A 22,480-nucleotide genomic window follows, 5' to 3' on the forward strand; every position below is an offset into this window, starting at 1 on the left:
CAGGCTCGAACTAGCGTGTTGGTGAGCGTCGAGTATTTTGAAGACGGTTCGCTAGTTTGCTATCCGCTGGCGCGCGCCTTTGGCTCGTGTCTCCCTTATTTGTCCCTGTCCTCTCAGCCACGTGGGAGCTTAGAATACAACCTCTTGCTTGTTGTTTTCCAGAGGCAAGAGGTCGATCTATTTTATGAGTATAGTCCAATTCTTAGACTAAAAGGAGCCAGTTATAAGATAGCCTTACAACAACGGTTCTTCTGGTTCTGTTGCAGCATTTTCTTTCTCCTCTTCCTGAGGAGGTGTTGCTTCATCTTCTTTGTGCTCTTTCTCGACTGTAATCTTGCATTCGGTCAGTAAAGCCGCAATGGCGCCAACAGCCGCAAAAATGGGCGCGAATACGACCCCAACGACACCCAACGTTACTGGAAAACTCATTATTTCCTTTCCGTTCTTGTCCGAAATGCTGATTTTGGTCACATTACCTTCTGCGATAATTTCCTTTATTTTTTTGAGTAGGTTTTCCCCGTTTACGAAGAATGTTTCTTTGATAGACATAATTGTATTTGTTTTGAGTTTATAAAAATTAACAGTTATAATAGAGACTTTGTTTACGGATTGCGTAGCTTTTCTAGCATGTGAACGCGAATTTCTGTTTGGTGTTGCAAAAGCTTATCGTAGTCAGATTCTTTGTCCGTTAGTTTCATGACGAGTACAAAAAGTTCAATAGCTAGAAAGAACAACAGGAAGAGGAGATATACGAAAATACCAATTTGTGAGGATGTAACCACATCATGTAGTAAGGTCAGTTCATCGAGAAATCCTGTACTGGCTTTCAATTCTTTTTCTTTTCGTTCTTTGATGGTCGTGATCGACTGGGCCAGCTCAAATTTTTTATGTTGCAGCGTTTCTATTTGTTTATGGAGCTGCTCCATTTCCAGTTTTTTCGGATTCTCCATCACCGATTTGTTGGTCGATTGGGTACTATTGATCGCTTTTCCTTCTTTATCCTTGGTTACACTACTGTTCGTATACGTCGTTATAATGACCGGATTTTTCTTTAGGTCATTACTTACGGCATCATAGCGTAAGTTTGCTTTAGCGATCATGCTGTCCAAACCTGCTATTTGCTTCTGGATATCCTGCTCAGATTGTTGCACGGCTAGTTTTACACGTTCGTCCATGACCTGCGCTTTACGCAGTTCGATATCGTCCTTGAATGTAATTTGGTCCATAATAAAGGCACCTAAAATAGACATCACCAAAGCGAGGAGAATACGGAAGATGCTGGAACCTAAACTAACTTTCGTCGATAGGATAATAATCCGCTCGATCTGGATAACGACAAAGCTCATTAAGAGCCCACCGAGAAGCCCTCCCCATTGTTCCAAGTGAAGGTATCGTGTAGCAAAACTGTAGCCAATGAAAAACCAGACTAGCGTAATCAACAGCATGGCCGATGTATATTTTTTTACGTTCTTGGCCGATTGCTCACTCGAGTTTTTTACTAGATTATAATTGAACCCTGTTAGAAAACAACCAAATTTTAACCACCAATCTTTCATCGTACTAGAATTTTTTGTTTAATAAATAGGCTTGTGTGATGGATGCCATACCTTTCATGAAACCACGTTTGTATGCTAAAATCGCACGTTCACATAAACCACTATCGGTGGCTACTGATCGTTCGAATTCTTTTACTTTTTCCATGTGGTCGAGAAGGTCTGTTTGTTTGATTTTAAGCTCATCGACAAGATCTATCAACCCAGCGCGTCCCCGTGAGTGGATATGAAACTCCATATCTTTCATTAAGGAGTCATGGTACGTTTTTACCTGATGGATCAGAATCTCAAGATCATAACGAATCAGTCGGATATTATCGTTTTTGTATCCATCATCGGGACTGATGAGGGCGTCATTAAAGCCTTTGGCTTCAAAATCTTGCTGTAAGTAATTGTAGATGCGGAAAATACCATCTCCGCCAGGTACTGTCGTATGGAGCTCCGTACTTTGCTCGTTTTCAGGAAGTGTAATATCTTCTTGTGGAATAGTTGAAAGTGGCAGCTCCTTTTTCTTTCTTAAAAATGAAAATAATCCCATGCTTGTTTCTCTGTTTAATTCTCCAAAGTAAGGGATCAATCAGAGGGATTAATACAGTGATTAGGTGAAGGTTTCCATAAATTAGGTGAATGCAGGAAGAATGTCGGTGAAAATATGATCCCGTCAACCAGCGAAGCTGACGGGACCATATTTAATTCATGCGTACCTGATATTTGTTTTTAACGTGTCCAAATTTTTTACGATACTCGGATGGCGTACACCCAAATAGTTTTGTGAATTGAAGCCTAAAGTGTTTGATATCACTAAATCCCGCATCGTAGGCCGCTTCATTTATGTTAGCATTGGTATCAATCAGGGTTCGGGCGACTTTTCTCAATCGGATATAGCGGATAAATTCGTTTGCCGATTTCCCTGATATAGATTTAATACGTCGATATAGGTTGGAGTGACTCATGCTTAACTTGTCGGCTAATGTTTTTACGGAAAAATCGGCCTCCTGCAGGTGCGCTTCTACAATATGCATCGCATCGTGTAGAAAGTCCTTATACTCTTGTGGGATTTTGTTATCCGTTGCCTGCATCGTAATCTCATTGTGAAAATACTGATGAAGACGTTGTTTGTTTTGTATCAGGTTGCTCACCCGTGCCTGAAGAATTTCTTTATCAAAAGGTTTGGTGATGTAATCATCCGCCCCCCCCTCAATCCCTTTCAGACGAACATCGGGGGAGGAGCTGGCTGTCAGTAGGATCACCGGAATATGGTTTAGTCGATTGTTTGCTTTGATATTTTCGCATAGGTCGATACCTGAAATATCTTTCATCACAACATCGCTAATGACAATATCCGGTTCTATTGTTCGCAAAATTTCAAGCGCTTTTTCTCCGTCCTCCGCTTGTATCACTTCATAATCAGGGGTAAATATCTTCGCTACGTAACTCCGGATTTCGTCATTATCATCTACCACCAGGATAATACGCTGCTCGGTCGTAAGTGTTTGGTGTTTCCTTGTAGGTATCGTGTTGTTAGACTCCAACGGTACTGTATTTTGATCCACCGGGAGATCGCTGTCCATAAACTCATGGAGAAAGACAGAGTGCTCTGGAACATCCTCGAAGACAAGGCTATCTTTTAGCATCTTTGGTTTGTGTGGTAGGGTCAGCGTAAAGGTAGTTCCTAGGAGCTCATTGCTTTCAAAATGGATAGTCCCTTCGTGTGCTTCGGCAAATTTCTTGACCAAAAATAAGCCAATGCCAAATCCGGATTGCTGGCTTCCTTTGCTGGAGTAGTCCCGATGAAATGGTTTAAATATACTGGACGCCAGCGTGTTTATGATGCCCTTTCCGGAGTCGATTACCTCCAATACTAAAGAGTCATTGTGAGGCGTGATCTGTATGGTTACCTTCCCATTTTTAGCTGTATACTTAATCGCATTATGAAATAGATTAAAGAGACATATTTCCAGTTTTTCCCGATCACCATACATCTCATAGCTATCCGCGTAACTTTCAAACTGGTAATCGATATCCTGCGAATGTGCCAGTTGTTGGAAACAATAATACACTTCTCGACACAGTTTTATAAAATCAAGCTTTACAATTCGTAGCTCATCAAAGCCGCTGTCAGCTTTTCGAAACAAAAGCAATTTATCCACCAGACTCAACAATCTTTTTGAGTGATTGTAGACATGATGTAGTTCCTGCTTATTGATATCTTCATGTGCAGCACGGTACAACATATCCTTGAGCGGATTGACCATGAGGGTTAGTGGCGTTCTAAACTCATGCGCTATATGGGTGAAAAAACTTATTTTTTTCTCACTGAGTTCCTGCTCTTTATTGCGTGCAAACTCTGACGTTTTGAGTTTATATAATAGTTTTGTTTTGTACTTTATATGATTGATATAAAGATATAAGGAGCCTACTATCAACAAAATATAAGCAGAATAGGCCCATCCGGTTCGCCACCATGGAGGAAGGATCTCTATCGCTATTATTCTTTCTTTGGGGTTCCAGCTGCCATCGGCGTTGGTCGATTTGATACGTAAGGTATAGGCCCCTTCCTTTAAATGGGTATATTGTGCATTGCGTTGCTCTCCCACATAGTTCCAATCTTTATCCCACCCTTCCAAAAAGTAGGCATATTTGATCTTGTCTGGGAAGGTATATTCCAGGGCAGCAAATGAAAAAGAAAGCATGGCCTGATGGTAAGGAATGGTCAGTTTGTCTACGGTTCCTAAAGCCTGATCTCGCTGCTGCTCCGCGCTGCCGTATGGCTTATTGTCAATCTGTAATTGCGTAATAGCCAGTTTCGGAAAGTGCTGTTGTGCCTGTATATCTTTAGGGGTAAAAATATTGAACCCGCGAATACCGCCAAATGCCATTTCACCGGAACGTAATTTTAGTGCAGCATTGTATGTAAATTGGTTGCTTTGTAGTCCATCTGTCCGGCTAAAGTTTTGAAAACTCTTGGTCTTTGGATCAAACTTTGAAAGTCCATTATAGGTTGATATCCACAAATTTCCTTCTTTGTCCTCCAGCGCATTGAGCAAGGTATTGCTGGGGAGACCCTCTTTTTCGGTATAGCGATCAAATGCCCCGTTTTCTTTATTAAAGAACAGTAAACCACCGCCCTCGGTACCTATCCACAGGTGTTTTTTTCCGGCGGGATGGATAAAGCGCACTGGGGTACCGATGGTAAATGTGCGCTGTTTTTTTGTGGTTACATCGATGCGAATAAGATCTCTCCAGGAACCCAGCCAAAAGTTGTTTGCACTTTCTTCTGTAAAGACCAGGATATCTTTCGTTGGGATATCCAAGGGGACAAAACGATCCGCTTTCGTGTCTAATTTATAAATTGATCCGCCGTTTAAGGTTGCAGCCCAAATTTGGTTATTGCTGTCTTGATGCAAGCGCCAGGTCGTAAGATTAATATAATCGGTATTGGGATAATAGCAATGATACTGTTTAACGTTTCCCGTTTTGGTATCCAACAGGAAGAGGCCTTGGTCATAGGTACTTACCCATAGCTTATTGTCCGACTGTTGTATTAAATCCGTCACGAAAGCTTTCTGTAAAGCATGATGTTGGATGGGGAAATCCACAAACGCTTGCTTTTTTCTATTCCATTTCAAAAGACCGGCGCCATCAGTTCCGATCCACAGGTTTTCGTTATCTGCCTCGGCCATGGATAGCACAAAATCCTTCTCACTGATAAGCTGGCCGTGCGTTTTATTTTTAATCAACTGAAATTTCCCTTTGCTATAATCGATTTTGTTTATCCCACCACGTAAGGTTCCGATCCACTGTCTGTTTTGGGAATCTTCATAGATGGCGAAGACAGAGTTACTCGTCAGGACATATTTATTGTGATCGTTGTGTTGTTCCACTTTGCCGGTCATCATATCAATCTTTTGTATTCCGCCGCCGTCGCTTCCAACCCACATTTTTTTATCCTTACCAAAATATAGGTGCACCACGCGGTCAAGACCTAGTCCCGCCGCCGCTGTATAGTGAACAAACGCCTGACGCGATGGATTGTATCGGCTGATGCCCCAGTTTGTAGCAAACCATACATCACCATCTGCGGATGCTGCCATGGTGGTCGCATTAAAGGTTCCAGCAGCTTTGACCACCACCGTTCTATGCTGAGGGTCATAATAACAGAGGCCTACGTTTTGAACAACGAGCCATAAATTTCCTTCTGGTGTTCTGCATAAACCACTAACACTGTATGATGTCGTTTCGTTTTGGGGAAGTTGTAATGGAATGGAAGAGGCTACATAGCTGCCCTTATGCTGTTGGATGGCTAATAATCCCGCTTGCTCACTGCCGGCATAGATATTTCCCTCTTTATCGTTTCTTAATTGGTGCACGGAAAAATTGATATCGACCTTTTTTCCATTCTCCGCATAGAGCGGCAGGCGCGAGAAGGTCGTCTCGTCCCGGTTTAACTGGGCGATACCAATCTTGGTTGCCACCCAAAGATTTCCGTTTTTATCTTCCGCAATATCGGTAATACGGTTGTCGGGGAGTGATTGTGCATCGTGTAGTATATTTTTATATACCTTAAAGCTATAGCCATCATAGCGATTTAATCCGCTGTAGGTACCAAACCACATAAAGCCATGTCTATCTTGGAAGATATTTGTTACATAGTCGTTCGATAGTCCTTTTTCTATGCCGAGATACTCTATTGTACCTTGCCCTTTTGCACTAATAAGTACCAAAAAAAGCTGAAGAAAGGTATAAATACTATACTTCATAATTGGGTTGGTTTCATTAATAGGTTATAAAGTAAAGCTAGTTAAAAGCTTTACTAATAACAAGCGTAAGTTTGACATTTATTTTTTTTATCCTTTTCTGCCGTTTTTCTACGGTATATGTGCGTCATAATTGCCAGCGGGTAGACCGGTTAATATGTGGTTGTTGGTGGATAAAAAACGGTTGTTTGTTTTCCTGTTTCCTTTTTTTTTAGCTTGTCCTGCCTAATTACCCCCTTGTTTTTGATGAAATCCCCCCTAAGTAAAGTGTAAGATACTCCCGATAATTGTGCAGGCAGTGTATGAACTGTCGCAGATTATAAACTAACCAAAATAAATGCAATGAAAACTTACAAAATGCTTACACAACGTCTGGGCATATTTTTATGTCTCTTTATGATGTATGGTATAGGTGTTGCGCAAAATGTCAATGTCAAAGGTTTGATAACAAGTGGGGGCGCACCGCTAGGGGGCACCACCATCGGCGTGCTCGGAGGGGAAGCACGTTCACTTACGGATGACAAAGGAAATTACGTAATTGCTGTACCTGGGGGATCGACTCTAGTTTTTAGTAATATCGGTTTTATTCGAAAAGAGGTATCTCTTGCCGGAAAGAAAGCTGACGCCACAGGGTACATTGTGCTGGATATTGTTTTAGAGACAGACGACAGTATGATCGAAGATGTTGTCGTTACCGGTTTCGGGCAACGTGAAAAACGGGCCAGCTTAGTCGGTTCGGTAACCACCATAGAACCAAAAGAGCTGAAAGGGCCAACGAGCAACCTAACCACGATGATGGCAGGACGTGTTGCTGGTATGATTGCTTTCCAACGGAGTGGTGAACCGGGAGCTGATAATGCCAATTTCTTTATCCGGGGGCTCGGTACTTTCGGTACCGGGAAACAGGATCCGTTGATCTTGATCGATAACGTGGAATCGACACCAACCGATATGGCTCGCCTACAACCCGATGATATTGCATCATTCTCGGTGTTACGGGATGCGAATGCAGCCGCTATGTATGGCGCTCGCGGTGCAAATGGTGTCGTGCTGATTACCACGAAGCTCGGAAAAGAAGGACGGACCAATTTTGATTTTCGTATGGAAAATTCGCTATCGACGAATACGCGTAATTTCCAGTTTGCAGATAATATTACCTACATGGAGTTAGCCAATGAGGCATACCTAACACGCCCTTTGGATGCGAGTACAGGACAAGGACTACCGTATTGGCAGAGTAAGATCGATAATACGAAAGCAGGACGGGATCCTTTGTTGTACCCGAATAACAATTGGATCGATCAATTGATTAAGGATTATACCTTAAACCAACGTTATAACCTCAGTTTATCGGGTGGAGGGACACGCGCACGTTACTACTTGGCGGGAACCTATAACGTAGACAACGGCTTGTTGAAAATGAACGGGATAAATAATTTCAACAATAATATCAAGCTTCGTAATTATTCTGTTCGATCAAATGTGGACATCAATTTCACCCCGACAACAACAGGTATTGTACGTGTGTATGCACAGTTTGATGACTACACCGGACCTATCGGTTACCGGGATTCGGATGGTGGATGGGTCAATGGGGGGCAAGCTACCTTTAGAAGAGCAATATGGTCCAACCCGGTGATGTTTCCAGCCGTTTATCCGGCTTCATTCCGACCTTATTTAAATCACCCACTTTTTGGGAATGCAGTCAATCGGAATGGCGGACTCTATGTAAATCCATACGCTGAAATGGTACGAGGTTACCAGGAGTATAATACATCGACTATTATGCCGCAGATTGAAATCAGACAAGATTTAAGTGCGGTTATTCCGGGCTTGAACCTAACGGCTATGGCTTATGTACGTCGCTATGCTTTTTTCGAAGTTAGTCGCCAATATAATCCTTTCTATTATTCCAGTAATGTAAACCCTGATGGAACGCTGAACCTTCGGGTATTAAACGATGGAGGAATAGGTTCCATCGGGCAAGTAGGACGTGAATACTTAGATTATAGCGAATCTGAAAAAAGAGTGTCATCGATGTTTTATGCACACGCTATTGCCAATTATAACAGAAGATTTGGTGTACATAATGTAGGGGGTACATTAATTGGATTGATCCAGAATCAGCTAAATGGTAATGCCGGCAGTTTACAACTATCCTTACCCGCTAGAAATATCGGTTTGTCGGGACGCTTTACCTACGGTTATGACGATCGTTATATGGCGGAATTTAACTTTGGATATAACGGTTCGGAGCGATTTGCCAAAAATCGTCGTATGGGTTTCTTTCCTTCCTTTGGTCTAGCGTATAATATTTCGAATGAAGCATTCTTTGAACCGATTAAAAACACAGTAAACAACCTGAAGTTGCGTGCAACATATGGCTTTGTCGGAAATGATCAAATTGGACGTGCAGAACAGCGTTTTTATTATATGTCTGAGGTTAACATGAATAGCGTAGGGCGTGGGGCAGTATTTGGCGAGCTCGGTATTATTGGGCGTCCAGGTATTGCGATTAATCGCTACGCTAATGAAGGTATAACCTGGGAAAAATCAGAACAAACGAATTTAGGACTAGATGCCACGCTTTTCAATGCTTTAGAAATCAACGTGGATGTTTACAAGCAAGTACGTAGTAATATCTTAACAGATCGTGCTTTTGTACCGACAACAATGGGATTACAGGTGCCTATTGTTGCCAATACCAACAAGGCTGAAAGTCGTGGTGTGGACTTGATGTTGAATTATAATAAAACATTGAACAACAGTTGGTGGATGAACTGGAGAAGTACACTGACCTATGCAAAAAGTAAACTGCTGATCGTTGATGAGCCTGCGTATGCGGAGAGTTACCGCTATACAGTGAATTACCCGGCGAAGCAATGGTTCGGGTATGTGGCAGAGCGTTTGTTTGTGGATGATCAAGAGGTTTTAAATTCGCCTACACAGATTGGAACACCGGGAGTTCACTACCTCGGAGGGGATATAAAGTACAAAGACTTAAATGGCGATGGCCGGATTACCGATCTGGATAAAGTGGCGCTAGGTTACCCGGAAAATCCAGAATTAATTTATGGTTTTGGAGGTTCTTTAGGATACCAGGGTATTGACTTTAGTTTCTTCTTTCAAGGATCTGCGCGCTCTTCTTTTTTCCTAAACCCGGAAAACATATCTCCTTTCTATCAGAATGGCGGCAATCAGAACGGACTGCTACAGGCTATTGCCGATAGTCACTGGAGCGAAGACAACAGAGATTTATACGCCTTATGGCCACGTTTGAGCGAAGGTGTCATTGCAAACAACAACCAGGTTTCTTCGTGGTGGCTTCGGGATGGCGCATTTCTTCGTCTGAAAAGCGTTGAATTTGGATACACCTTTAAGCAGAGCCTAATGGAACGGATCCGTGCCAAAAATTTGCGAATCTATGCCAATGGTATGAACCTATTTTCTGTTAGCAAATTTAAGCTATGGGATGTAGAAATGGGCGGTAAGGGTATTGGATACCCGGTACAAGCCGTATATAATTTAGGCTTACAGTTTACTTTTTAAGCGTTAGAAAATGAAAAAGATTAAAAATATAATAACTCGTTTTTCGATGTTGACGGGCATGCTGGTACTGGCGAGTAGCTGTCAAGATTATATCGATGTGGTTCCGGATAATGTAGCAACAATCGAACATGCCTTTTCGTTGAGAAATGAGGCAGAGAAATATTTATACACCTGTTATTCCTATTTGCCGCGCAACGCTGATCCGCTGCAAAACGACGGTTTTTTGGCCGGGGATGAAGTTTGGTTGCCGGTTGCTCAGCGGGAGATATTGGGTAGCAACTGGCAGATTGCACGCGGGGCACAAAATGTAAATAATGTTTTAGTTAATCGTTGGGACGGTGGTTTGTTCCAGGCCATCCGCGATTGTAATATTTTTCTGGAGAATGTATCTAATCCCAGCAAAGTACCGGATCTAAATGCGGATGATCGTTCGAGATGGTTGGGTGAAGTCATGTTCTTAAAGGCATATTACCATTTTTTACTGCTTCGGGCCTATGGACCAATTCCTGTTGTTCGTGAAAATCTTCCCTTGGATGCAACTGCAGAACAGGTTCGGGTGGAACAGCGTCCTGTAGATGAGGCCGTCGATTATATTGTCAGTTTATTGGATTCAGCGGTTAACACATCTGTACCGTTGTTGATTACCGATCGCGCGCTACAACTTGGGCGGATCACTAAACCTATTATCCACGCCGTAAAAGCAAATGTATTACTGACAGCGGCCAGTCCTTTATTTAATGGCAATCCAGACTACGCGAGTTTTAAGAATTCAAAGGGCGAGCAGTTATTTAATCCTGTATACGACGAAACAAAATGGGTACGTGCAGCAGCAGCAGCGGCAGCGGCAGTTCAGTCGTCAGAAACGGCGGGATTCAAGCTATATAAGTTTAACAAAGCACAGTATGGACAGTTTCGACTATCGGATACGACGGCGAATATGTTGAGCATTGCAAATGGCTTTAATGAGCGTTGGCAAGAAGAACATATATGGGCAAACTCCAATAGCCAAGCGTCCAACATTCAGCGCGACGCCATGCCTTTACTCACTGCAGAGGCTGTTGTTGGAACGGCGCGACAACATTTGAGCGCACCGATAAAAATTGCAGAAATGTTTTATACAAAAAATGGCGTTCCCTTGAACGAGGATAAAACGCTGGATTTTACGAACCGATATACCGTTCGTGAAGCTAACCATGCCGAGCGTTTCTATATCAAAGAGGGGTACCGCACGGCGCGTTTGAACTTTGATCGGGAACCACGCTTCTACGCGAACCTCGCATTTGATGGCAGTGTATGGTTTAAGTTTGATGAATTGAGCTTAACGGATGAGGATACCTATGTATTAGAGGCCAAATTAAATCAGTCTGCAGGTGCGAATAACCACGGTTGGATTAATGAAACCGGTTATTTCTTACGTAAGCTGGTTAATTGGGAACAAACATTTGCCTCAAGTGGTGTGAGCTATCGTTCGTACCCGTGGCCGGAAATCCGCTTAAGCGATGTGTATTTAGCGTATGCCGAGGCATCAAATGAAGCGTTTGGTCCGAGCGAAGAGGTTTATGCCGCTTTAGATAAAATACGTGCAAGAGCTGGACTAAAAGGTGTGTTGGAGTCTTGGAACAGTTATTCTTCCAATCCCAATAAACCACGCACCAAAGAAGGTCTTCGCGATATTATCCGACAAGAGCGTATGATTGAGTTGGTGTTTGAGGGCAAGCGCTTTTGGGATCTCCGTCGTTGGAAGTTAGCCGTAAATTATCTGAACCAAAATATTACGGGCTGGAGCGTTAGCCAAGAGACAACCAATGACTATTACCGCTTACGGACGCTGTTTCCACAAACTTTTATCGCGCCGAGAGATTACTTCTGGCCTTTAGGCGAATATGCGCTATTGGTGAATCCGAATCTCGTACAAAATGTAGGTTGGTAGAATAAAAACGAAAAGAATTATAAAACGCATATATTATGAAATCCCTATTATATAGTATTTTTTGTATAGCTCTTGTCGTATCCTTTTGGTCTTGTAAAGAAGAGGTTAAGGATATCTCAGAACAAAATACAACGCCTCCGGGCATAGTCACTGATGTGCGGGTAGAGAACTTGCCCGGTGCTGCTCGCATAGCGTATCGATTGCCGATGGATCAGGACCTCCTCTACGTGAAAGCAGTCTATACGTTGTCTTCAGGTCGTAAGATGGAAGTGAAATCCTCTTATTATAATAATTTCCTGATCGTGGAGGGCTTTGCTGACGAGGCTGATTATACCATTGACCTATTTGCCGTAAATAGAAGCGAGGTAAACTCGCAACCGGTGCAGGTAACCATTCGCCCGAAAGAGAACCCAATCTGGGATGCATTCCGCAGTTTGGAGGTTATACCAGCTTTTGGAGGAATCCGCATCACGGGAGAAAATGAAAAACAAAAAGATATCACCATTATGGTGATGGTCGATTCCTTAGGCGAATGGGTACCATCTGTGGATAATATCTATACGGCTACGAAGCAGATTAATCGGACTATCAGAGGTTTGGATACGGTGGCACAAACTTTCGCTATTACTGTTCGCGATAAGTATATGAACTTCACGGATACCATGATTACCACCCTTAAACCATTGTATGAGACAGCTTTGTCTAAGTCTCGATACGCTCCGTTAGTCTTGCCAGGCGATGCGCAGCAGGAGTATACATCTACTGGGTTGAATAAAATGTGGGATGGGGATAATTTCCACTGGCCTAATATTTCCTTAACCAAACCAGGTATTACGACCTCTCAATGGGTGACTTTTGATACCGGGGCTTTATCGAAAATGAGTCGTATCGTTATTTGGGACTACCCCGAATATACCAACAGCGGTCGGATGTATTTCTTCGGAGGAAACCTTCGTCAGTTCGAAATTTGGGGATCCACAAACCCACCGTCGGATGGTAGCTGGAACAACTGGCACTTGCTCGGAACGTACGTGAGTGTCAAACCCTCCGGCTTACCTGCTGGACAACAAACGGATGAGGACTATCAATTGGCCAATAGTGGACTGAGCTACGATTTTGATATTGCTGTTCCTAAGGTTCGGTACCTCCGTATAAAATCAAACAGAAACTGGCAGGGATCTACCTTTATGTCCATCGCAGAGCTTCAAGTTTACGGAGATCCGCGCTAAGTATAAACGTGTAAAATTTATAGAGATGAAAAGAACATATAATAAAATATTAACCCGTATTTCTTTCCTCCTTGCCCTAGCCGTTTATTTTGGCTCGTGTACCAAAGGAGATGAGTATAAGAAGTATTTTGAGGGTGGTGAAACGGTATATACTGGTAAAATAGATTCGGTTATCGTATACTCTGGGAAAGAGCGTGTATATGTAACCGGACTGTTTATGGCGGATCCAAAAATTGTTAAACTCAAAGCGTTTTGGAATGGACGTAAGGATTCTATTGAGGTTCCTATCCAGCGAACTACGGGGGTTGATACCTTAAAACTAATGATTCCTGTTGCGGAAGGGGTGCATAATTTTGAGTTTATCACATTCGATGCACAAGGAAATAAGTCTTTACCAGTTTTTAAAACCGGAGCATCGTATGGCGCGCGCTATATTTCAGGCTTAATCAATAGACCTGTTGCCAATGCCTTTATATCGGAAACGGAAGAAGGTGTAATCGAGTGGGGTGGTATGGATTTGACGAGTGGCGTGTTTGGAACACAGGTGAAATATCAAACGATCGATAATAAGGAAAAGTTATTGCTTGTACCTATTGACGAAAGCGAAAATACGTTGCCGAAAGATTATCGGATCGGAACGGAGGTGAAGTACCGCACTTTGTTCCTGCCGGATACATTGTCTATCGACACCTTTTATACTGAATACGCGTCCACTAATTTTACGCGTTACGTAACAAGCCAATATCTGAAGAATACGGCGGCACCATTCGCAACATCGGCCTTTAGTGGCAGTCGTTGGGGAATTCCAGCAAGCTGGGTCACGAACACCGCGGTTAAAAACTTCCTTTTGAACGGTGCTTACTACGGTGGTGTGGATGGTAATCAGAACTATCGCTTAACGATGGAAGCCGGTTGGAGTAGCAATAACTTAACATCCTTTACAAATGGTAAAATCCACCAAACGACCACCTTACCGGCAGGTAAATATGAATATGTGGTTGATGTCAATGGCGCGAGCTCTTCAGGTTCATTCTTCATTGCTATTGCAAAGGGTAAGGATATACCAAATATTGAAAACCTTGCTACACAGGCCAAAGCCTATGTTTCTTTTGTAAACCGGTCTGGTGTTATTACAGTCCCGTTTGAGCTAACAGAAGAGACGGAACTTTCATTCGGATTCGTGGGTTCACTGACGGGAACAGGAAGCACAGGACAATATTGGAAAGTAAGTAGTGTGAAACTTAAATATTTGGCGAAATAGCATGGGTATACATATGAAAAGATACGGTATTACCTGGTTGACATGTTTGGCCGTGCTATGTTTGGCCTGCTCTAAGAGTGATTCGATAAGCGATGAAAAAGAAGGAGAGGAGCCGGGTAAAGAGGTTGTTTTGGCGAGCGTGAGCTCGCCAAAATTTACATCTATTACGACAAATACTGCCTTGGTACAAGCTCAAGTAACGAGCAAAGGAGGCGCTTTGGTGACCAATCGCGGAATCTGTTGGGGAGAAGCGCCCAAGCCAACTGTTGAGGATAAATATATGGAAGCTAATACGGTGAAGGGAGATGGAACTTTCTCGGTGCAATTGACCGGATTGAAAAGTAATACGTCGTATTATGTGCGTGCTTATGTCCGCAATAAAGGTGGTGTGGCTTATGGTGAAGAGCAAACTTTGAAGACAACGAGTATCCAGTCCGTTACTTTTGCCAATGGGCCCATGTTTATTATTGGCTCGACGTTGGCCTCATATGATGCGGAGATTACAGGAAATGGAGGCGGGCAAATCACGGAACGAGGAATTTGCTGGGGAACAGTAGAAAACCCTACGATCGATCAAGGAAAAGTGGTCCACGGAGCCGTGGGGCAGGGGGCGTACCGTTGTAACATTACTGGGTTGAACGAACGTACGACCTACCATTTACGTTCGTACGCCATCAATGAGCAAGGGGTTAGTTACGGCGCAAACATTACTTTCAAAACAATAGGTAAAGGAAAAGTAACGTATACCTTTAATAAAGAGACGAATCCTACGGCAGAACAACAAGCGGCGTATGCACGGTTGCAGGTGGCTATAGATAGTGCCGTATGGTACGCCAATAACTATACCTCGGCGACAAAGCATGTATGGATAAATTATGTACCAGGTGTTCCCACGGCTGATGCTAACAATGAAGGATGGATGCGCTTCGGAACGGAAGCCGGTTTCCAGAATCTACGTACCATGCTGCATGAGATGAATCATACGTTTGGAACCGGAACCACTAGTTGGTGGCGAGATCAAGCAATTGTGTCTGGTAAATATCAGTTTAACGGCGTGAACAATTTGCTTAAACTGATTACAAAAAATAAAGAACAAACGTTAAACGGTGATACGCAACACTGGTGGCCCTATGGCCTAAACCAAAACTCCGAAGTAACGTCGAGTTGGGACTACGTGTATAATTGCCTCATTATAGAGGCCATGCGAAAAGATGGCATGACCTCACATAGTGGATCTTATATCAATTAGCAATCAAGGAACCTCCTTCTCGAGAGAGAACGGAGGCTTCTTTTTCTGCTGCGATCCCGCAAAGAATACCTATGCATTGCACTTAATTGTAACGGACTAAATAGAATTATTATGAAATTGAATCTTTTGAAATTAAAGCGACTGTTGCCCATTGGACTACTTTTTATTACTTGGTTCCTTCTTTCGGCTACGGTACCGACGTCTTCTTCAACAAAAGAAAATAGAAAACGGTTTGTCGGCATCTGGGAAATGGTTGTTGCCGAAAATGAGAGCGGGATCGAGCTGCGTGTTCCGCCGGGCTACCTGAAATTCTTCGGCAAAGATGGGAGCTATATGTTTGTGATTGTCACCCCAGAGGGGACCTTTAATTCACAACAGGGATCATTTAAGGTGCTGTCAGAAGATATTTATAGTGAGAATATCAAATTTTCCATCAATCCGAATCTACGGAATGCAGCCTCAAAAGTTTCGTATAGCTTTTTGAACGAAGACACCTTACAAATTAAAGGAACGGTAAATGGCGTTCCATTTGTTGAAAAATGGAAGCGTGTTAAAACCCCAGTAATCTAATTTTTAATGAAAATATATCAGTATAACCCCTTTTTATTTATGAATCGTTTTATTTGTTTTATTACGTTATTGACTTTTTCCCAGGTTAACTTTGCGCAGCAAGCCAATTCTTCAGATTATCAATTAGTCTGGGCCGATGAGTTTAATCAGAATGGACCGCCAAACCCCGATTATTGGACCTTTGAAGAAGGATTTAAGCGCAACAATGAAGATCAATGGTATCAAAAAGAAAATGCATATTGCAAGGACGGTTTACTGCTTATAAACCTGAAAAAAGAAAAGAAGAAAAACCCAACGTATGTCGCAGGTAGTACGGACTGGGCAAAGAAGAGAAAGTATATTCAGTATACATCATCGTCTATTAATACACGGGACAAGCAAGCATGGACCTATGGTCGATTTGAGATGAAGGCGAGAATACCGATCGGATCTGGTTTGTGGCCTGCTTTCTGGACTTTAGGGATAGAAAAAGAATGGCCCTCCAATGGAGAGATAGATATTATGGAGTACTATCGTGGTAATATCTTAGCAAATATTGCCATAGGGACCAGCGAACAATGGAAAGCGCATTGGCACAGCAGTACGAAATCCGTTGAGGAATTAGGGGGTAAGGATTGGGCCAGTAAATTCCATGTATGGCGAATGGATTGGGATGAAAAGGAGATTGCCCTCTATGTAGACGATCTACTGATGATTCGTGTACCAATGGATCAACTCGAAAATAAAGATGGAAGTGGCTTTAATCCATTCCGTCAACCACATTACGTTCTTCTTAACTTTGCATTGGGTGGAATGAATGGCGGGAAAATTGATGAATCATTACTCCCGTCAACGTATGAAATCGACTACGTTCGCGTCTATCAAAAGAAGAACAAGTAAATGTTTTAAAAAGGAGATGTCTTCTTTTTTAGTTAAATATTACGCATAAGAGGTTAATATCGTGGTGCAAGACGGTTTTCGATTGGTGTATCTTTAGTCTTGTCAATGGTTTGTGTTTTAGTTCTCACGAAAACACAAACCATTGATCTCTAGAACACCTAAACATATGATAACAACAAAAATAATACGGTATGTAAGCTCCTTGATTGGATTGCTGTGCATATCGGTATGCAGCATCGCGCAGACCACAAAAACACAATCGACCAAAGAAGCGTATATACCTACCTCGATTTGGCGTGTACCCGAAGGAAATGATTACAACAATCCAGAAAGTGAGTATAGCAATGCAAGACGCTTAGAGTCCGATAACATCGTGTTATTCTGGTCTAAAGAGTATGGTCCGAACCCGATGGACAATCAGGAAGAAACGAAACGTTTTGACCCCAAAATGGTGTTGGCCACCTGTGAAGAATTTTATCGTTTCTACGCGAATGATCTGAAGTTCGTTTCCGTTGGAAACTCCTTATCCGATACATATAAGTTGTTGATGTTTGTATTTGGAGGAGGCGATGGTACGGCATACGGGGGAGGCGCGGAAGATAAAATTGGGGTGATGTGGACACCTGCTGCCCGTATTCATAAAACGCCGTATGGGGCGTTGGCACACGAAATGGGGCATAGTTTCCAATATCTCGCCAAATGTGATGGCAATTGGGCATATTCCTCGCCAATCGAAGGAAGCCGTGGAAACAGTATTTTTGAAATGACATCGCAATATATGTTATGGCAGGTATATCCGGAATGGATTACTTTTGAAAATTATCACCTAAAGGCTTTTCTCGGTAAAACACACTACGCTTTTCTACATGAAACCAACCAATATCATGCGCCCTTCGTATTGGAGTATTGGGCAACTAAGCATGGCATAGATTTTATCGGGAAGATGTGGCGCAATGCCATCAAAGGGGAAGACCCCGTTCGGACGTACCAGCGGTTGAGTAATATCTCACAAACAGCTTTTAATGATGAGCTTTTTGATGCCTATCGTCGTTTTGTTACGTGGGATATGCCCCGTATAGAAAAGGTCTCTGCTCCGTACGCAAATCAGCATTATACCAATCTCGATTCCATATCCGGACAGAGATGGCGTATTGCAGCAAGCCATGTTCCTCAGAATTATGGATACAACGCAATCCCCCTAGCGGTTCCTCAAGGAGAAAACAACCTTGTGAAGCTGCAATTTGCAGGCATGACGACTTATAATAATGTGACCGTACCCCAACCTGAAAATTCCGGATGGCGTTATGGCTTTATTGCGGTATCAAAGGAAGGAAAGCGAACGTATGGCGAAACATATCATAACCCTCAGGGACAGGCTTCTTTTAACGTACCACAAAATACCGAATTTTTATGGTTGGTCGTAATGGGAGCGCCCCGGGAGCATCACGTTCATTTAATTGATGGAAAAGAGGAGACCAAAGAAAGATGGCCCTATGAAATTGAATTAATGAATACTAAGGTCCTTGCAAAAACGACCGGAGAAACAAAATAATAGCGAGCGATCTCTTAATTACTTCTGGCAAAAGTAACAAAAAGGTTACTTTTAGTTAAAATACAGTTGGAATAGGTGAAAATTTGATTAGCATGGTATGTTATGTCACTGTAAATTTGGTTTATAAATTAATAAGTGTCAAAATAACGCTTAACCAATATAAACTGATTAACTAATAATTCACTTGTCGGGGGAAGCCGAAATATCTATGTATTTCGTAAGGGGGACGGTGATGGCTTTCGACTCGTTAAACCAAAATTAAATGATATGAATTGTTTCTCATTCTTTACTCGACTATGCTTGATGTGCTTGAAGTTTGGCTTTGTAACTACAGTTGCCGGTCAGACAATCACCTCGTCACAGCATACCGAAAAGGAGATGGGAAACCCTATTATTCCAGGTTATTTTGCGGATCCGACGATTAAAAAGATTGACGATACCTATTACCTCTATGCAACTACAGATGGCAATGGAGGTGGACTGGGACCATCGCAAGTTTGGACATCTAAGGATTTTGTCAATTGGACGATTCAGCCCATGAACTGGCCCGATACACATTGGTATTGGGCGCCTGATATGACGCAGGGGTACGATGGTCGATATTATTTGTACTACAGTCAGCCTGTACAGTTATATGGTGCGGTTTCAGATACACCAGTTGGTCCTTGGACGCCATTACAGCACGAAGGAGAGGCATTGGTGCCAAATTATAAAATCCCGGGTGTGATTACCCTGGATGGCCAGACATTTACGGACGACGATGGTAAAATATATATGTATTGGGGAACCTGGGGAATTTATCCGGATCATGGATGTGCCGTCGGTCTCTTAAATCCGGATATGAAAACTTTTGCCGAAATTAAGTTGATCCCTAATACCGATGCAAAAGATTTCTTTGAAGCACCGCTCGTTTTTAAGCGCAATGGTATTTATTATTTTATGTATTCTTCGGGACATTGCGAAGATCATACCTATCGCGTTCAGTACGCGACCAGCACGGTAGGTCCTATGGGACCTTTTGAATATAAAGAGGCTTTTAACCCCGTATTATCCACCACGATCGATGGCACCGTTCATGGTCCGGGGCACCATAGTGTTTTGCAGGAGGGTGATCAGTATTACATCGTGTATCATAGGCATAATAATCCACATTCAGGCGGAGGTTTTCATAGACAGATCGCTGCTGATAAAATGGAGTTTGATGCCGAAGGGAATATTGTAAAGGTTGTTCCAACGCATACTGGTATCGGTTTATTAGCCAAAAATACGCTCCCTTACACGAATCATGCTTTGCATGCTGCGGTAGAAGCGTCTTCAAGTTATAGCGATGATTTCCGTCCAACGTTTGCGATTGATGATAATAATGGGACGCTCTGGAAAGCGAAAGACAATATGAATCCAGCTTGGCTAAAGCTAGACTTAGGGGAACAGAAAGTCATCAAGACCATACTGACGCAATTTGAATACCCAACATGGTATTACGGTTATCTTATTGAATATTCGAATGACGGGAAGGATTGGCATATTTTTTCTGATCGTCGCGCGAATCAGCAGTGGGGGAGTCCGATGGTTGATAAAGGAAATGTGGAAGCTCGATACCTCCGAATAACCATCGATAAAACACAAGTAGAAGGTCTCTTTCGGGCGCTGTGGAATATTAAAGTTTTTAGTGAAGATATAAACCAAAGTACCGTGTTATCGAGCACGCAGGACGCCGTTATTTCAGATCGCCAAAGTGGGCTGTTGATCGATTTCGAGGCAGATGGACTTTCCCTTGGAAATCTCACCTCTCCCGTTGCAAATAAAGGAAGCCTGATCGGGCAATGGACAACCGAAGGTAGTCCGTATGTAACCCTGTTAAAAGGTCGACAAGCTGTCATTTTAGACGGACGAAGTGCGCTTCATTCGACATTTACCGTGCCAACTACACTTGCCGGCAACAGTAGTCATACCGTAGCGATGTGGGTGCTTAATCCAACTATTGAGCGACATGAACCACTTTTGACTTGGACGCAAGGAACGCAGGATTTAACACGTGCAGTTTTCGGATACGGTCACGACCGAAATAATGGGGCTATAGTGCGTGGGGCATGGCCCGATGTTGCTTTTAAGGAATTACCCACAGCGAATATGTGGCATCATATGGTGGTTTCTTTTGATGGGTATATGGAACGCGTATATGTTGATGGGATAGAGGTTAACGCTGCAAATAAGATGCTGTTTATGCGTATTGCTTCTGCATTTTCTATCGGTAAAGCAGGGAATGACGCGGGATTCTTTTCTGGTGCTATTTCTTCTTTAAAAGTATATGATAAGGCTTTAAGCCCTGGGGAAATAGAAACACTTTATAAACAAACATCAAACGCTAAAATTGGGCTTTGGCACCGTGCAGATCAATTGACACTTGGGGAGATGAAAGAATGGCCAAATGAAGGGGTAAAGCAGGGCAGTTTACTGGTGAAAGAGGGGATGGCGCGAACTAAAGTTGTGGGGCACAAAATTGCGGTTGTTGGGGAGCCCAGTGCCAGCTTGGAAACGATCGCTTTAACGTCTATGTTTTCCGAAGAGGAGGATACGCGACTGGACTTGGAGTTTCAAGCCTTGGATAACAAGTTCGCCTTACTGAATTATCCAGCGATGCGACAAAAAATTAAAGTTGGGGAATGGCATAAACTGACGCTAAGTCGCCGTGCTAAAGGTGGACAGGTTCTACTTGATGGTGTACCGGTTGCTTTAGATCTGAAGTCGATCGAAAAGGACTTTATCAATATGAGTACGGGTGTGATTAAATTGAACCATGTAGCAATAGCTTCTCTTTTTGTGTCGCATAGTGATACGTTCATACCGCTTAATGAACCTTCATCTTGGACAAACGAAAGAACCACATTTTTTGTCCAGCCTCGTTTTATTAATGCCAATAAAATTTTCATGCAAGCGAAGTCTCATCCCGGAGAAGGCGTGCAGTACCTGTTTATTGCGGATGGCGAAAAGACGGGGAGCGGTTGGCAGGATTCACCTAATTATCTCGTCAATTGGGATAATGTCTCAGCGCTTCCGCACTTCCGCATATTAGCGAAAGATCGGTATGGAAATGTAGCAGATATGGCGTCTGCTGTGGCAACCGTAAAAAATTACCGTATCAAAGAGTTGGTCGGGATTGATGAACGGTTTAATCTGCTTACGGAAGATAATGTGGGACAGTGGAATCTGTTTTCGGGGGATAGTGCGCGCGTAAAAGAAGCTTTAATTCAGAACGGCGGCATTCGCCTGAGTTCTGCTGATACACGATGGGATGGACGCGAGCAAAGTGGGCCGTTTTTATCCAAGGAGGTATCGGGCGATTTTGTATTTGAGGTGGAATTGGCAAACGTTAATGGGCAGACAGAACGTAAGGGGAGTGCGAATGAGTCAGGCATTCTCGTGCACGTTGGTCCGGAGCAGCGTAAAATAATTGCATTGCAGAACTCCGTTATGACCGGTTGGGGTGTAGGTAACATGGCAACGCGAATCGATGGCGGTTATAAAATGCAGCAGAATACGGGGGCAGGATGGAATTTTCATCGCTATTTACAGGTGCAACGAGTAGGAGATCAATTTTTCTTACGTACCAGCAAAGACGGGAATGTCTGGCAAGAATTGCCAGGAAGTCCGTTTGATATGTCGTTGAACCAGCCTGGAGCGGTTGTGCGTGTCGGGGTTTATCAATCGACAAATGATAATAAGGACGGTTTTGCAGACTTTAAGCGTATCCGGATTTCACAGTAAAAGCTTCGGTTTTTCTGAATTGCAGGACGTTTTTTATTAGTGAAAAGAATAAAAATTGAAAGAAAAGCTTCTGTACGCTTTTCGAATAGAGGCAGCATATGCCTTAAGCGATTATAACATATTTATTAACCAAATTATTTTACTAATGAAAAGTCTACATTTTTTTAGAGTATGCTGTATACTCTG

13 protein-coding genes are annotated in these 22,480 nt (G+C 42.8%); 9 read left to right on the plus strand and 4 right to left on the minus strand.

Going from position 1 to position 22,480, the window contains the following annotated elements; all coding sequences use genetic code 11:
* Nucleotides 1-234 precede the first annotated feature (234 nt).
* The 4 genes from B9Y69_RS01895 to B9Y69_RS01910 all read right to left on the minus strand — a co-directional run bounded on the left by B9Y69_RS01895 (nucleotide 235) and on the right by B9Y69_RS01910 (nucleotide 6,313).
* Nucleotides 235-549, minus strand: a complete 315-nt coding sequence (locus tag B9Y69_RS01895; protein WP_085471309.1) for a DUF4342 domain-containing protein — start codon at nucleotides 547-549, stop codon at nucleotides 235-237.
* A 53-nt stretch (nucleotides 550-602) separates the two neighbouring features.
* Nucleotides 603-1,556 carry a DUF4407 domain-containing protein gene (locus B9Y69_RS01900; protein WP_085471310.1) on the minus strand — a complete coding sequence of 318 codons (954 nt, stop codon included), beginning with the start codon at nucleotides 1,554-1,556 and terminating at the stop codon, nucleotides 603-605.
* Nucleotides 1,557-1,560: 4 nt separating this feature from the next.
* Complete coding sequence (locus tag B9Y69_RS01905; RefSeq protein WP_085471311.1) at nucleotides 1,561-2,091, minus strand: hypothetical protein; 531 nt, start codon at nucleotides 2,089-2,091, stop codon at nucleotides 1,561-1,563.
* A gap of 151 nt (nucleotides 2,092-2,242) precedes the next feature.
* Complete coding sequence (locus B9Y69_RS01910; RefSeq protein ID WP_085471312.1) at nucleotides 2,243-6,313, minus strand: hybrid sensor histidine kinase/response regulator transcription factor; 4,071 nt, start codon at nucleotides 6,311-6,313, stop codon at nucleotides 2,243-2,245.
* Nucleotides 6,314-6,652: 339 nt separating this feature from the next.
* On the opposite strand from B9Y69_RS01910, the gene B9Y69_RS01915 reads away from it, so the two are divergent.
* The 9 genes from B9Y69_RS01915 (at nucleotide 6,653) to B9Y69_RS19065 (ending at nucleotide 22,294) form a co-directional block, all read left to right on the plus strand.
* Entirely contained in the window at nucleotides 6,653-9,859 is a 3,207-nt protein-coding gene (locus B9Y69_RS01915; RefSeq protein WP_085471313.1) for a SusC/RagA family TonB-linked outer membrane protein, read from the plus strand.
* 10 nt (nucleotides 9,860-9,869) lie between these two features.
* Complete coding sequence (locus B9Y69_RS01920) at nucleotides 9,870-11,789, plus strand: RagB/SusD family nutrient uptake outer membrane protein (RefSeq protein WP_085471314.1); 1,920 nt, start codon at nucleotides 9,870-9,872, stop codon at nucleotides 11,787-11,789.
* A gap of 35 nt (nucleotides 11,790-11,824) precedes the next feature.
* The gene (locus B9Y69_RS01925; RefSeq protein WP_085471315.1) at nucleotides 11,825-13,018 is read left to right on the plus strand and encodes a DUF5000 domain-containing lipoprotein; all 1,194 of its coding nucleotides are present in this window, start codon (nucleotides 11,825-11,827) and stop codon (nucleotides 13,016-13,018) included.
* A 25-nt stretch (nucleotides 13,019-13,043) separates the two neighbouring features.
* Entirely contained in the window at nucleotides 13,044-14,279 is a 1,236-nt protein-coding gene (locus B9Y69_RS01930) for a DUF4998 domain-containing protein (protein WP_085471316.1), read from the plus strand.
* A gap of 13 nt (nucleotides 14,280-14,292) precedes the next feature.
* Nucleotides 14,293-15,528, plus strand: a complete 1,236-nt coding sequence (locus tag B9Y69_RS01935; protein ID WP_134433413.1) for a hypothetical protein — start codon at nucleotides 14,293-14,295, stop codon at nucleotides 15,526-15,528.
* Between the two features lie 111 nt (nucleotides 15,529-15,639).
* Nucleotides 15,640-16,098, plus strand: coding sequence for a DUF4488 domain-containing protein (locus tag B9Y69_RS01940; protein ID WP_085471318.1), 459 nt, complete (start codon nucleotides 15,640-15,642; stop codon nucleotides 16,096-16,098).
* A 39-nt stretch (nucleotides 16,099-16,137) separates the two neighbouring features.
* Nucleotides 16,138-16,977: a glycoside hydrolase family 16 protein gene (locus B9Y69_RS01945; protein ID WP_085471319.1), complete on the plus strand. Its 840-nt coding sequence runs from the start codon at nucleotides 16,138-16,140 to the stop codon at nucleotides 16,975-16,977.
* Nucleotides 16,978-17,143: 166 nt separating this feature from the next.
* On the plus strand, nucleotides 17,144-18,529 hold the full coding sequence (locus tag B9Y69_RS01950; RefSeq protein WP_085471320.1) for a DUF6055 domain-containing protein: 1,386 nt from the start codon (nucleotides 17,144-17,146) through the stop codon (nucleotides 18,527-18,529).
* Nucleotides 18,530-18,796: 267 nt separating this feature from the next.
* Nucleotides 18,797-22,294, plus strand: a complete 3,498-nt coding sequence (locus tag B9Y69_RS19065; RefSeq protein ID WP_144036482.1) for a family 43 glycosylhydrolase — start codon at nucleotides 18,797-18,799, stop codon at nucleotides 22,292-22,294.
* Nucleotides 22,295-22,480 lie beyond the last annotated feature (186 nt).

This window comes from Sphingobacterium psychroaquaticum (assembly GCF_900177625.1).
In the GTDB taxonomy this organism is placed as follows: domain Bacteria; phylum Bacteroidota; class Bacteroidia; order Sphingobacteriales; family Sphingobacteriaceae; genus Sphingobacterium; species Sphingobacterium psychroaquaticum.